The sequence below is a fragment of the Rhodococcus sp. Chr-9 genome, from assembly GCF_000801125.1.
Classification (GTDB): Bacteria; Actinomycetota; Actinomycetes; order Mycobacteriales; family Mycobacteriaceae; genus Rhodococcus; species Rhodococcus pyridinivorans.
Genome location: NZ_JTIZ01000076.1, coordinates 141,571 through 155,194 on the forward strand (window position 1 = coordinate 141,571; position 13,624 = coordinate 155,194).

Annotated in this window: 9 protein-coding genes and 1 pseudogene; 4 read left to right on the top strand and 6 right to left on the bottom strand. The window is 68.3% G+C overall.

The genetic code is table 11. The features are described 5' to 3' along the window. Positions 1-16: 16 nt before the first annotated feature. From QR64_RS10665 to QR64_RS10675, 3 genes and pseudogenes are all read left to right on the top strand, one after another. Positions 17-1,567: an alpha/beta hydrolase gene (locus tag QR64_RS10665; protein ID WP_052227274.1), complete on the top strand. Its 1,551-nt coding sequence runs from the start codon at positions 17-19 to the stop codon at positions 1,565-1,567. A gap of 85 nt (positions 1,568-1,652) precedes the next feature. Then, on the top strand, positions 1,653-2,990 hold the full coding sequence (glnA, locus tag QR64_RS10670; RefSeq protein WP_039585166.1) for a type I glutamate--ammonia ligase: 1,338 nt from the start codon (positions 1,653-1,655) through the stop codon (positions 2,988-2,990). 80 nt (positions 2,991-3,070) lie between these two features. Beyond that, positions 3,071-5,987 (top strand): annotated as a pseudogene (locus tag QR64_RS10675) (bifunctional [glutamine synthetase] adenylyltransferase/[glutamine synthetase]-adenylyl-L-tyrosine phosphorylase); the annotation flags it as partial. Positions 5,988-5,994: 7 nt separating this feature from the next. Here QR64_RS10675 and QR64_RS10680 read toward each other — a convergent pair. The 4 genes from QR64_RS10680 to glnA (QR64_RS10695) form a co-directional block, all read right to left on the bottom strand. Continuing rightward, positions 5,995-6,330 carry a hypothetical protein gene (locus QR64_RS10680; RefSeq protein ID WP_033097790.1) on the bottom strand — a complete coding sequence of 112 codons (336 nt, stop codon included), beginning with the start codon at positions 6,328-6,330 and terminating at the stop codon, positions 5,995-5,997. Positions 6,331-6,576: 246 nt separating this feature from the next. Next, positions 6,577-8,760, bottom strand: coding sequence for a catalase/peroxidase HPI (gene katG / locus QR64_RS10685; RefSeq protein WP_152640944.1), 2,184 nt, complete (start codon positions 8,758-8,760; stop codon positions 6,577-6,579). A gap of 37 nt (positions 8,761-8,797) precedes the next feature. Then, positions 8,798-9,238, bottom strand: a complete 441-nt coding sequence (locus QR64_RS10690; RefSeq protein WP_052227280.1) for a Fur family transcriptional regulator — start codon at positions 9,236-9,238, stop codon at positions 8,798-8,800. Positions 9,239-9,453: 215 nt separating this feature from the next. Then, on the bottom strand, positions 9,454-10,890 hold the full coding sequence (gene glnA / locus QR64_RS10695; RefSeq protein ID WP_006554411.1) for a type I glutamate--ammonia ligase: 1,437 nt from the start codon (positions 10,888-10,890) through the stop codon (positions 9,454-9,456). A gap of 210 nt (positions 10,891-11,100) precedes the next feature. On the opposite strand from glnA (QR64_RS10695), the gene QR64_RS10700 reads away from it, so the two are divergent. Further along, on the top strand, positions 11,101-11,577 hold the full coding sequence (locus QR64_RS10700; RefSeq protein WP_033097791.1) for an RDD family protein: 477 nt from the start codon (positions 11,101-11,103) through the stop codon (positions 11,575-11,577). A gap of 159 nt (positions 11,578-11,736) precedes the next feature. Here QR64_RS10700 and QR64_RS10705 read toward each other — a convergent pair whose 3' ends face one another. Further along, positions 11,737-12,477: a DUF4191 domain-containing protein gene (locus QR64_RS10705; protein ID WP_006554409.1), complete on the bottom strand. Its 741-nt coding sequence runs from the start codon at positions 12,475-12,477 to the stop codon at positions 11,737-11,739. 83 nt (positions 12,478-12,560) lie between these two features. Continuing rightward, positions 12,561-13,571: a lipoyl synthase gene (lipA, locus tag QR64_RS10710; RefSeq protein WP_039585167.1), complete on the bottom strand. Its 1,011-nt coding sequence runs from the start codon at positions 13,569-13,571 to the stop codon at positions 12,561-12,563. Positions 13,572-13,624 lie beyond the last annotated feature (53 nt).

The window sequence follows — 13,624 nt, forward strand, 5'->3', positions numbered from 1 at the left end:
ATGGCACGATCGGATCGTGCCCCACCCTGCTCGCGCGCGCATCCGTCGTCTGTCCGTCCTGGCGCTCGTGGCCGCTGCCGCGGCGACCGCGTGCGGTGACACCGCGCAGGAACAACGACAGCCGTCGGCGGTCGGAGTGGTTCCGGGCCTCGAACGGTTCTATGAGCAGGACGTCGACTGGGAGTCGTGCGGGCCGTACGACGCCGACGGGCCGATGATGGTGCGGCAGGGTGTGGAGTGCGCACGCATCGAGGTTCCCCTCGACTACGAGGACCCGGACGGTGAGGTGATCACCCTCGCGGTGTCGCGACTGCCCGCCGGCGGCGACCGGATCGGTTCCCTGCTGGTCAACCCCGGCGGCCCGGGCGCCTCGGGACTGTCCACCGCGCTCGCGGCCGACGGCACCGTCCTCGCCGACCGCTTCGACGTGGTCGGCTTCGACCCCCGCGGTGTCGGATCGTCCGAACCGGCGGTCCGCTGCCTCACCGACGCCGAGTTCGACGCCGACCGCGCTCTGGACGACGGGGACACGAGCCCTGCGGGCATCGCCGAGACGGAGAAGCGCAATCGCGAGTACGCGGAGCTGTGCGCCGAACGCAACGGCACAGATCTGCTCGCGCACCTCGGCACGCGCGAGGTCGTGCAGGACATGGATGTCCTCCGCGGGGTCCTCGGTGACGACGCGCTGACCTATCTCGGCTACTCCTACGGAACCCGACTCGGCACCCTCTACGCCGAGGCCTTCCCCGGTCGGGTGCGGGCGATGGTGCTCGACGGCGCGATCGATCCGGAGCAGGACCCGGTCGAGGAGATCGTGCTGCAGGCCGAGGGCTTCCAGAAGGCCTTCGACGAATTCGCGGCGTACTGCGCGCGGTACGCGGGGTGCCCGCTCGGGACCGATCCGGCCCGGGCCGCCGAGCGGTTCCGCGGGCTCGTCGACCCGCTGCTCGACGCTCCGGCGCCCACCACAGATCCGCGAGGCCTGAGCCACCGCGACGCCATCACCGGTGTCCAGCAGGGTCTGTACTCGCCGACCCTGTGGGGTTCGCTGCGCGGTGGGCTGGAGTCGCTCGCGACCACCGGCACGGGCGACACCCTGCTGCGGCTCGCCGACCTCTACGAGGGGCGCGGCGAGGACGGCACCTACAGCAACATCACCGACGCCTTCAACGCCGTCCGGTGCGTCGACGACCCGCCGGTGACCGACCGGGCCCTCGCGGGCGAACTCGACATGCGGTTCCGCGCGGCCGCCCCCTTCCTCGACGACGGACGCGGCACCGGATCGGCGGCCCTGGACGTGTGTGCCTTCTGGCCGGTCCCGGCCACGGGGGAGCCGCACACCCCCGATGTCCGCGACCTGCCGCCCGTGCTCGTGATCTCGACGACCGGCGATCCGGCGACGCCCTACGATGCCGGAGTCGAACTGGCCGCCCGGCTCGGCGGTGTCCTGGTCACCTTCGAGGGAACGCAGCACACCGTCGCCCTGGACGGCAACGCGTGCGTCGACACCGCTGTGACCAGCTATCTTGTGGATTCGACGGTGCCGGAAAGTGATCCTCACTGCTGACCGCCGACGCACGTGAGCGACACGCCATCCGCAAGTGGCACCTGATGTAACACGGAATTAACGGATTGTGCCTAGTCTCGCGGGTATGGATCGCCAGAAGGAGTTCGTGCTCCGCACCCTCGAAGAGCGCGACATTCGGTTCGTGCGCCTGTGGTTCACCGACGTCGTCGGCACCCTCAAGTCGGTGGCGATCGCGCCGGCCGAACTCGAAGGAGCCTTCGAGGAGGGCATCGGTTTCGACGGCTCGGCCGTCGAAGGCTTCTCCCGGATCTCCGAAGCCGACATGGTCGCGCGTCCCGACGCCACCACTTTCCAGGTGCTGCCCTGGGTCGACGATCGGGGTCACCAGTACTCGGCCCGGATGTTCTGCGACATCACCATGCCCGGCGGCACCCCCAGCTGGGCCGACCCCCGCCACGTGCTGCGCCGCCAGCTCAACAAGGCCTCCGATCTCGGCTTCAGCTGCTACGTGCACCCCGAGATCGAGTTCTTCCTCGTCGAGGACGGCCCCGAGGGGAGCGCCCCGGTCCCGGCCGACATCGGCGGCTACTTCGACCAGTCCGTGCACCGCTCGGCCCCGCACTTCCGGCGTCACGCCATCGACGCTCTCGAGTCCATGGGCATCTCGGTGGAGTTCAGCCACCACGAGACCGCGCCCGGCCAGCAGGAGATCGACCTGCGCTACGCCGACGCGCTGTCCATGGCCGACAACGTCATGACCTTCCGCTACGTGGTCAAGGAGATCGCGATGCAGGAGGGCGTGCGGGCCACCTTCATGCCCAAGCCCTTCCGCGACCACGCCGGCTCCGCGATGCACACCCACATGTCGCTGTTCGAGGGCGAGACCAACGCCTTCCACGACCCCGACGACCCGCTGCAGCTCTCGGCGACCGGCAAGGCGTTCATCGCCGGTGTCCTCGAGCACTCCAACGAGATCAGCGCCGTCACCAACCAGTGGGTCAACTCCTACAAGCGTCTCGTGCACGGGGGAGAGGCACCCACGGCCGCGTGCTGGGGCCCGTCGAACCGGTCCGCGCTCGTGCGCGTCCCGATGTACACGCCGAACAAGGCATCGTCGCGTCGCGTGGAGATCCGCACCCCCGACTCGGCGTGCAACCCCTACCTGACCTTCGCAGTACTGCTCGCGGCAGGTCTGCGCGGCATCGAGAAGGGCTACGAGCTCGCCCCCGAAGCAGAGGACGACGTGTGGTCGCTGACCTCCGCCGAGCGTCGCGCCATGGGCTACCGCGAACTGCCTACCGATCTCGACATCGCGCTGCGCGAGATGGAGAAGTCCGAACTCGTCGCCGAAACCCTCGGTGAGCACGTCTTCGACTACTTCCTGCGCAACAAGTGGCGGGAGTGGGAGAACTACCGCAGCCAGGTCACCCCCTTCGAACTCGAGCAGTACCTGGGGTTGTAAGCGACGATGGAAGCGTGGTGAGACCGCCCAGCGCGCGTTCGGTAGTTCCCGGCCCCGGTCGGCTCGGCCTCGTCGAGCCNATGGAACGACGCCGACAGCGTCGAACTGCTGTGGGCGCTGTCCCGTGCCCCCAACGCCGACCTGGCCCTGCGCACCCTCGCGCGCCTGGCCGACGCGCTCGGTGACGACTGGGCCGAACTCGACTCGGCGCTGCGCTCCGACACGCGCCTGCGCGGCCGGTTGTTCGGGCTGTTCGGGGCGTCGTCGGCGCTCGGCGACCACATCGTCGCCAACCCGGATCGCTGGAAGATGCTCGCGGGCAGCGCGGCGCTGCCCGACAAGCACACCTTCACGGCGCGGATGCTCGACAGCGTCGACGCCGAACCCGAGCCCGACGGACGTCCCGGCCGGCTGATCCACCGGGCCGGGCTCATCGGCCCGCACGCGGTCGCGGCGCTGCGCACCACCTACCGCGACCAACTGATGCTGATCGCCGCCGCCGATCTCGCGGCGGTCGTCGAGAACGAACCGGTGCTGCCCTATCTCGAGGTCGGGGCGTTGCTCGCCGACCTCGCCGACGCGGCGCTGACCGCGGCCCTCGCGGTGGCCGTGTCCACGGTGGTCCCGGAGGGCCCGTGCCCGATCGACCTCGCCGTCATCGCGATGGGCAAGTGCGGTGCGCGCGAGCTGAACTACGTCAGCGACGTCGACGTCGTCTTCGTCGCCGAACCCGCCGACGCCCGCGCGAGCCGGATCGCCGGCGAGATGATGCGCATCGGCACGTCGGCCTTCTTCGAGGTCGACGCCGCGCTGCGACCGGAGGGCAAACGCGGCGAGCTCGTCCGCACCCTCGAATCCCACGTCGCCTACTACAACCGGTGGGCCAAGACCTGGGAGTTCCAGGCACTGCTCAAGGCACGGCCGATGACCGGGAACCTCGACCTCGGCCGCCGGTACATCGACGCCCTGAGCCCGATGGTGTGGACCGCCTCCGAACGCGAGGACTTCGTGCCCGACGTGCAGGCGATGCGCCGCCGGGTCGAGGAGATGGTGCCCCCGGAATTACGCGAACGCGAACTCAAGCTCGGACGCGGCAGCCTCCGCGACGTCGAGTTCGCCGTGCAGTTGCTCCAACTCGTGCACGGTCGCGTCGACGAATCGCTGCGCGTGCCCAACACCGTCGAAGCGCTGTGCGCGCTCGCCGACGGCGGTTATGTCGGGCGCGACGACGCCGCGAACATGCGGGCGTCCTACGAGTTCCTCCGCCTGCTCGAACACCGGCTCCAGCTCCAGCGGCTCAAGCGGACCCACACCCTGCCGCCGCCCGAGGACCGCGAGGCCCTGCGGTGGCTCGCGCGCGCCGCGCACATGCGGCCGGACGGGCGCAAGGACGCCCTCGGCGTGCTCGAATCGGAGATCAAGCGCAACTCGTCGCGGATCCGGAAACTGCACGCGCGCCTGTTCTACCGGCCGCTGCTGGACTCGGTGAGCAAGCTCGACAAGGAAGCGCTGCGGTTGTCGCCCGACGCGGCCGTCCGCCAGCTCGCCGCGCTGGGGTACAACGGCCCGCAGCACGCGATGGAACATCTGGCGGCGTTGTCCGGGGGAGCCTCCCGCAAGGCGCGCATCCAGGCACTGCTGCTCCCGCAGTTGCTCGAATATCTCGGCGAGACAACCGATCCCGACGCCGGTCTTCTCGCCTACCGGCGGCTGTCCGATGCGCTCTACGACACGGTCTGGTTCCTGCGGGTGCTGCGCGACGAGCCGGCCGTCGCCGAACGTCTCATGACGGTGCTCGGCTCGTCGGCCTACGTCGCCGATCTGCTGGTGAAGTCTCCCGAGGTCATCCGCCTGTATGCCGACGCGTCGACCGGGCCGCGGCTGCTCGAGGCGAACCCGCCCGAGGTGGCGCGCGCCCTCGTCGCATCGTCCTCGCGCTACTCCGACCCCGCTCGCGCCATCGCCGCCGCGCGTTCGCTGCGCCGCGCCGAACTCGCGCGCGTCGCGAGTGCCGACATCCTCGGCATGCTCGACGTGCCGCAGGTGTGCCGGGCGTTGTCCACAGTATGGGCGGGTGTCCTCGAAGCCGCGCTCGACGCGGTGATCCGGGGCTCGGAACAGTCCCGCGGACCGGCGCCGGCGCGTATCGCAGTGATCGGGATGGGCCGGCTGGGAGGCGGCGAACTCGGCTACGGATCCGACGCGGACGTGCTGTTCGTGTGCGACCCGCTGCCGGACGCCGACGAGACCGATGCGGTCAAGTGGGCCACGAGCATCGCCGAGCAGGTGCGGCGACTCCTCGGCGCGCCGAGCACCGACCCACCGCTCGAGGTCGATCTGGATCTGCGTCCGGAAGGTCGCAGCGGGCCGATCGTCCGGACGTTCGCGTCCTACCGGGCGTACTACACGCAGTGGGCCGAGGTGTGGGAGGTGCAGGCGCTGCTGCGTGCACACGCCGTCGCGGGCGACCGCGAACTCGGCACCCGCTTCCTGCACATGATCGACGAGGTGCGCTATCCGGAGGGCGGGGTCTCGCAGGAGGCCGTCCGCGAGATCCGGCGCATCAAGGCACGCGTGGACTCCGAGCGGCTGCCGCGCGGGGCCGACCCGGCCACCCACACCAAACTCGGACGGGGCGGTCTCGCCGACATCGAATGGACCGTGCAGCTGCTGCAGCTCCAGCACGCCTACCGGCTCCCGGCGCTCCGCACGACCTCGACGCTCGAGGCGCTCGGCGGCATCGGCGCCGCCGAGCTGCTCAGCGCGACCGACGTCGAACTCCTGCGCACGGCATGGATCACCGCGACGGATGCGCGGAACTGTCTCGTGCTCGTCCGCGGCAAGCCGACCGACCAGCTCCCGGGGCCGGGACGGCAGCTCGAAGCCGTTGCCCGCGTGACGGGTTGGCGTGGTGAGGACGCGTCGGAGTTTCTCGACCACTACCTGCGCGTCACGCGTCGTGCGCGGGCGGTCGTCGAGCGGGTGTTCTGGGACTAGCCGAGCGTCAGTCGCAGAAGACGACGAGTGCGAGTCCTCGCCAGACCTCGACCTCGGTCTTGTCCCACTCCTTGTTCTCGTGGTCCCAGTCGTACTCGACCTCGACGTCGTAGCCACGGTCGCGTTGCTCGGTCACCCGGCAGTTCTGCATGGTGCTGCCGGAACGGTTGAGGATGATGTAGGGGACTCCCGCGTCGGAGAGCACGTGCTGTGCCTGCTCCTGCGACATGCCGACGACGGAAATGTCGGTCTGCGCCGCTGCGGTGCCCGCGAGTGCGACGGATAGAGGGACGGGGGACAGCATGACGGCGGCGCATGCTGCCGAAACGAGGGATCTACGCATGGTGGCCTCCCGAGGAGACGTGTCGTTCGGATACGGACCACGTCGCATCCACTCCCCCGCGAGCGGGTGTGACGAACATCACCAAAGCTGTGTCCTCACGGTACACCCGTGTGCAGTACGGCTGTCCAGTCGGTTTCGGCTCGGCGGACCTGCGCACGACCCCCTGCACACGACGGAGCCACCCGCCGAACACGACAGGTGGCTCCGGGACGGTGCGTCAGGCGCGGTCGTGGACCGCCGGCGCGGTCACTTCTTCAGATCGAAACGATCCAGGTTCATCACCTTCGTCCAGGCCGCGACGAAATCGCGGACGAACTTCGGGCCGGCATCGTCGGTCGCGTAGACCTCGGCGAGCGCCCGCAGCTGCGAGTTGTGCCCGAAGACCAGGTCGACGGCGGTCGCGGTGTACTCGACCTGGTCCGATCCCCGAGCGCGTCCTTCGTAGACGCCCTCGCTGTTCTGCGAGACCTTCCACTCGGTCCCCATGTCGAGCAGATTGACGAAGAAGTCGTTCGTCAGGGTCTGCGGGCGGTCGGTGAAGACCCCGTGCTTGCTGCCGCCGTGATTCGCGCCGAGCGCACGCAGACCGCCGACGAGCACCGTCGTCTCGGGCGCGGTCAGCGTCAGCAGGTTGGCGCGCTCGAGGAACAGCTTCTCGGGCGGAAGCTTCTCTTCACCGCGCAGGTAGTTGCGGAAACCGTCGTGCTTCGGCTCGAGCACCTCGAACGACTCGACGTCGGTCCACTCCTGGCTCGCATCGGTGCGGCCGGGGAAGAACGGAACCGTGATGTCGTGTCCCGCATCCTCGGCGGCCTTCTCCACCGCGGCGTTACCGGCGAGGACGATCAGATCCGCCAGGGAGACCTTCTTGTTGCCGCCCGAGCCGTTGAAGTCCTGCTGGATACCCTCGAGGATCTGCAGTACCTGTGCGAGCTGCTCGGGTTCGTTGGCTTCCCAGTCCTTCTGCGGCTCGAGCCGCACGCGTGCGCCGTTCGCACCGCCGCGCTTGTCGGTGCCGCGGAAGCTCGCGGCCGACGCCCACGCGGTGGCGACGAGCTGCGGGATCGTCGCTCCCGAGTCGAGGACCTTCGCCTTGAGTGAGGCGATGTCGCTCTCGTCGATCAGCTCGTGGTCGACGTCCGGCACCGGGTCCTGCCAGATCTGCGGTTCCGGGATCCACGGTCCGCGGTACCGCGAGAGCGGACCCATGTCGCGGTGCAGCAGCTTGAACCACGCCTTGGCGAACTCCTGCTCGAGTTCCTCGGGATGGTCGAGCCAGCGCCGGGTGATCTCGCCGTAGATCGGGTCGTAGCGCAGCGCGAGGTCGCTGGTGAGCATGCCCGGCGCGTGCTTCTTCGCCGGGTCGTGGGCGTCGGGCACGGTGTCCGCGCCGGCACCGCCCTTCGGCGTCCACTGCCACGCCCCGGCGGGGCTCTTGGTCTTCTCCCACTCGTAGGCGTACAGCGTCTCGAGGAAGCTGTTGTCCCACTTGGTCGGAGTGGGCGTCCAGGTGACCTCGAGACCGCTGGTGATCGTGTCGCCACCGACACCGGTGCCGTACGAGTTCTTCCAGCCGAGACCCTGCTGTTCGAGCGGGGCACCCTCGGGTTCGGGACCGAGATTGTCGGCGGGAGCGGCACCGTGCGTCTTGCCGACGGTGTGACCGCCGACGATGAGCGCGGCCGTCTCGACGTCGTTCATCGCCATCCGGGCGAACGTCTCACGGATGTCGCGTCCGGACGCGAGGATCTCCGGGTTGCCGTTGGGGCCTTCGGGATTGACGTAGATCAGACCCATCTGGACGGCACCCAGTGGGCCCTGGAGTTCGCGCTCACCGGCGTAGCGTTCGTCGCCGAGCCAGGTGTCCTCCGGGCCCCAGAAGACCTCGTCGGGCTCCCAGATGTCCTCGCGGCCGAACGCGAAGCCGAACGTCGTGAACCCCATCGACTCGTAGGCGCAGTTGCCGGCGAAGACCAGCAGGTCGGCCCAGGAGAGCTTGCGGCCGTACTTCTGCTTGATCGGCCACAGGAGACGACGGGCCTTGTCGAGGCTGACGTTGTCGGGCCAGCTGTTGAGCGGAGCGAACCGCTGCGCGCCCTTGCCGCCGCCACCGCGACCGTCGGCGATGCGGTAGGTGCCGGCCGAGTGCCAGCTCATACGGATGAACAGACCCCCGTAGTGACCGAAGTCGGCCGGCCACCAGTCCTGGGAATCCGTCATCAGGTCGATCAGATCCTGACGGAGCGCCTCGACGTCGAGGGATTCGACTTCCTTCGAGTAGTCGAAGTCGGGTTCCAACGGATTGGACAGCGGTGAATGCTGTTGCAGGACCGTCAAATCCAGCTGGTCCGGCCACCAGTCCTGATTGGTCCTCGGCCGGTGCGGTGACGGCTCGGGGGAGGGGACTGCCGGGTTTTCGCTTTCGGACACTGCGGTTTCCTTCCGGATCAGGGTCGATCGGACCGATTCAGGGCTGTTGTCGTGGATCGTCTGTCGAACAGTCGCGGCACAGGCCCCAGAAGACGACGTCGGCCTCGTCGACGTCGAAACCTGCGTCGTCCACCGGTGACAGGCAACGCGAGTCACCGACGGTGTGGTCGACATCCGAGATCACGGCGCAGGACCGGCAGACGAGGTGGTGATGACTGTCGCCGACACGCACCTCGTACCGCGCGTGGAAACCTGCGGGCCGGATTCGTCGGAGCAGGCCGTGTGCCGAGAGTGCGTGAAGGATGTCGTACACGGTGTGCCGACCGATGCCGGGAACGACGGCGCCGACCGCGTCGAAGATGCGATCGGCATCGGCGTGCGGGTGCTCGTGCGCCGCATCGAGCACCGCCAGACGCTGCCGGGTCACGCGAAGACCGGCGGCGCGTAACCGCTCGGAGAATTCCCGCGTCGAGGGCACGTGCCCACTATGGACCACTTTTCTGGAACCGGTCGCGATTTCGCGGGATTCGATGACGAACGAACGCATCTCGCGCGCCGAACCGGGGCTTGCTACTGCTGCAGCAGGGGCGAACCCCGTTTCGGCGCGCGAGGATGCCGGAGAGGAAGGGCGCAGACAAGGCGAGAGGCCGCCCGTCCCGGAAGGGACGGACGGCCTCTCTTACCGGACTCGACTCAGCAGTCGAAGTACAGCTGGAACTCGTAGGGGTGCGGACGCAGGTTGACCGGAGCGATCTCCTGCTCGCGCTTGAGCGAAATCCAGGTCTCGATGAGGTCGGTGGTGAAGACACCGCCCTCGGTGAGGTACTCGTGGTCGCGCTCGAGGTTGTCGATCACGGCCGACAGGCTGGTGGGGGCCTGCGGGATGTTCTTGGCCTCCTCCGGCGGGAGCTCGTAGAGGTCCTTGTCGACCGGAGCGAGCGGCTCGATCTTGTTCTTGATGCCGTCGAGGCCGGCCATCATCTGCGCCGCGAAGTTCAGGTAGGGGTTACCCGAGGAGTCGGGAGCGCGGAACTCGAGACGCTTGGCCTTCGGGTTGTTGCCCGTGATCGGGATACGCACGGCGGCCGAACGGTTGCGCTGGCTGTACACGAGGTTGATCGGAGCCTCGTAGCCCGGCACCAGACGGTGGTACGAGTTGATCGTCGGGTTCGTGAAGGCGAGCAGCGACGGCGCGTGGTGGAGGATGCCGCCGATGTACCAGCGGGCGAGGTCGGACAGACCCGCGTAGCCGGACTCGTCGTGGAACAGCGGCTTGCCGTCCTTCCACAGCGACTGGTGCACGTGCATGCCCGAGCCGTTGTCGCCGAAGAGCGGCTTCGGCATGAAGGTGGCGGTCTTGCCGTTCTTCCACGCCGTGTTCTTGACGATGTACTTGAACAGCTGCAGGTCGTCGGCTGCGGAGAGCAGCGTGTTGAACTTGTAGTTGATCTCGGCCTGGCCGCCGGTGCCCACCTCGTGGTGGCCGCGCTCGAGCTCGAAGCCGGCGAGCTGCAGGTTGGTGGAGATCTCGTCGCGCAGGTCGACGTAGTGGTCGTACGGAGCGACGGGGAAGTAGCCACCCTTCGGGCGGACCTTGTAGCCGCGGTTCGGGGTGCCGTCGGCGTTGTACTCGGCGCCGGTGTTCCACGAGCCGGAGATCGAATCGAGCTCGTAGAACGCGCCGTTCATCTTCGAGTCGTAGGAGACGGAGTCGAAGATGTAGAACTCGGCCTCGGCACCGAAGAAGGCGGTGTCGGCGATGCCGGTGCTGATCAGGTATTCCTCGGCCTTACGCGCGACGTTGCGGGGGTCGCGGCTGTAGGACTCACGGGTGAACGGATCGTGGACGAAGAAGCTGACGTTCAGGGTCTTGGCGGCGCGGAAGGGATCGATGCGGGCGGTCGTCACATCGGGGAGCAGGAGCATGTCCGACTCGTGGATGGACTGGAAACCCCGCACGGAGGATCCGTCGAATGCCAGGCCGTCCTCGAAGACGTCCTCGTTGAACGCCTTCGCCGGGATCGAGAAGTGCTGTTCGATGCCGGGCAGGTCCGTGAAGCGGATATCGACGTACTCGACGTTCTCTTCCGCGATGTACTTGATGACCTCTTCGGCCGTGGTGAACGCCACGCTTGTGCTCCTTCAGTCGGTGCGCGCCATGGGTGCTGGGCGCCTGCGTCGGATCAGACGTTATGGATCTGGTGTTGCCCGTCCATCAAGCCTATGTTTCGCGGGTGTTACACATGCTTTCGTCCTGCTGTGAGGTCGAAAAGGTGGTATAAGTCACCGCGGCCAACACGGGTCGACGCTGGTCCGCCCATGAGAGCTTATCCTGGTGCCATGGCACGCATGACGGGCAGTTGGCTTTCCGGGCCTGCTGCGGCGCTTCCCAAAGGTCTCCAGCAGGAGCAGGACTATCCCGGGCAACTGCTCGGCCTCCCCGAACACGGCCCCGGCTCCATGGTGCCCACCGTCCGCCGGGTACTCGCCCTCGCGGTCGACTGGTTCATGTCCATGGCGATCGCCGCCGGCCTCGTCGGGGGCAACCCGCTCGAGAGCCCGCTGCTGTCGTCGTACACCCTCATCATCTGGTTCGTGGTGGGCGTGGGATGCGTGAGCCTGTTCTCGTTCACCCCCGGACAGTTCGTCGCCGGGCTGCAGGTCGTGCGGGTGGACGCCCCCGCGCGGGTCGGCATCGTGCGCGCGCTCGCACGTCAGGTGCTGCTGGTGTTCATCGCCCCGGCGCTCGTCACCGACATCGACGGTCGCGGCCTGCAGGATCGCGCCACGGGCACCGCGGTCGTCCGTTCGCGCTGACGCGCGGTCGTCCGTTCGCGCTGACGCGCAGGCGTCCGTTCGCGCTGACGCGCAGGCGTCCGTTCGCGCTGACCGCGACCACCCGCAAGCTTCTCCGCATACACCGAAGGCCGCCTTCGTCCCCGGGACGAGAGGCGGCCTTCGGCGTAGTTCGGAAGATCAGCGGCGGCGCATGGTGCGCTGCACGCTGCGCATCTTCGCGCCGGCGGGAAGCGGGCCCTTGGGCATGGCCGGCCCGGACTTCTTCGTGCTCAGCGCCGACAGGCGACCTTCGATGGTGTCCATCCGCTTGGTGTCGATGTTGCGGGGCAGCTTGTTCAGACGCTTCTGCAGCTGGGAGAGCGGGATCTGGCCCTCCTCGTTGCCGACGACGAACTCGTAGATCGGGGTGTCGCCGACGAGACGCGCGACCCGCTTCTTCTCCTGGGCCATCAGGCCCTTCACGCGACCGGGGTTGCCCTCACCGACGAGGATGATGCCGGGGCGTCCGATGACGCGGTGCACGGCGTCGAGCTGGGTGGTGCCCGCGACCGCCTGGCTCACGCGCCACGCGCCCTGCAGGTTGTCGAGCGCCCACGCGGCCGCACCGGCCTGGCCGTCGGCCTTCGCGTACACGCTCTTCTGCACGCGGCGCCCGAAGATGATGAAGGCCAACAGGACGCCGACGAGGATGCCGACCGGCAGCAGGAACCACTGGATGTCGAAGATCAGGCCGACGAGGAAGAACACCACGATCGAACCGACGAGGGCACCGATCATCCACGGCAGGAGTGCCTTGTCCTCCTTGCGCTGGATCTGGAACGCCTGCCACAGCTGGGTTCGACGCTCCTTCGACGCCTGTTTGCGTGCGGCCTTCGCCGCGGCCTTCGCTTCCTTGTCGGTCTTGCTGCCCTTCGCCATGTACTCAAGGATACGGCCCCGGTGGTGGCACGTTTACCACCACCGGGGCCGCCTGAGGACCTGCCGCGACGAGCGGCGGGAGGTCAGTTGCCGAAGCGCGCGAGAACGGCGCCGGCTTCCTGGGACGCCGTGCCCTCCTCGGCGAGATGCGCCTGGTCGGCGGGAAGTTCGCGTCCGTGGTGGGCCATCGCCTGCGCGTACAGGCGACCGGCGCGGTACGACGAACGCACCAGCGGACCGCCCATCACACCGGCGAACCCGATCTCGCGGGCGGTCTCGGAGTGATCGACGAACTCCTGCGGCTTGACCCAGCGCTCGACCGGATGGTGGAGCGGGGAGGGCCGCAGGTATTGGGTGATCGTGATGATGTCGCAGCCGGCGGCGTGCAGGTCGTGCAGCGCTTCGGTGACCTCCTCGGGGGTCTCGCCCATGCCGAGGATGAGGTTGGACTTGGTGACCAGTCCGAAGTCGCGGGCCTGCCGGATCACGTCGAGCGACCGCTCGTAGCGGAAGGCCGGACGGATGCGCTTGAAGATCCGCGGCACGGTCTCGACGTTGTGGGCGAGCACCTCGGGACGCGACTCGAAGACCTCCTGCAGCAGGTCGGGCTTGCCGTTGAAGTCGGGGATGAGGTTCTCGACGCCGGTGCCCGGGTTGAGCGCGTGGATCTGCTTCACCGTCTCGGCATACAGCCATGCGCCGCCGTCGGGCAGATCGTCGCGGGCGACGCCGGTGATCGTGGAGTAGCGCAGACCCATCGAGCGGACCGACTCGGCGACACGACGCGGCTCGTCGCGGTCGAGCGCGGCGGGCTTACCGGTGTCGATCTGGCAGAAGTCGCAGCGACGGGTGCACTGCTCGCCACCGATGAGGAATGTCGCCTCGCGGTCTTCCCAGCACTCGTAGATGTTGGGACAACCGGCTTCCTCACAGACCGTGTGCAGACCTTCGCGTCGCACCAGGCCCTTGAGGTCGGTGTACTCCGGGCCCATCTTCGCCCGGGTCTTGATCCAGTTGGGTTTGCGTTCGATCGGCGTCTGCGCGTTTCGGGTCTCGATCCGCAGCAGCTTGCGTCCTTCTGGGGCCACAGTCACGCACTCGATCGTACGCCGCCGGTCCTGCCCGGACCCGGCGGGTGCGACCGCCC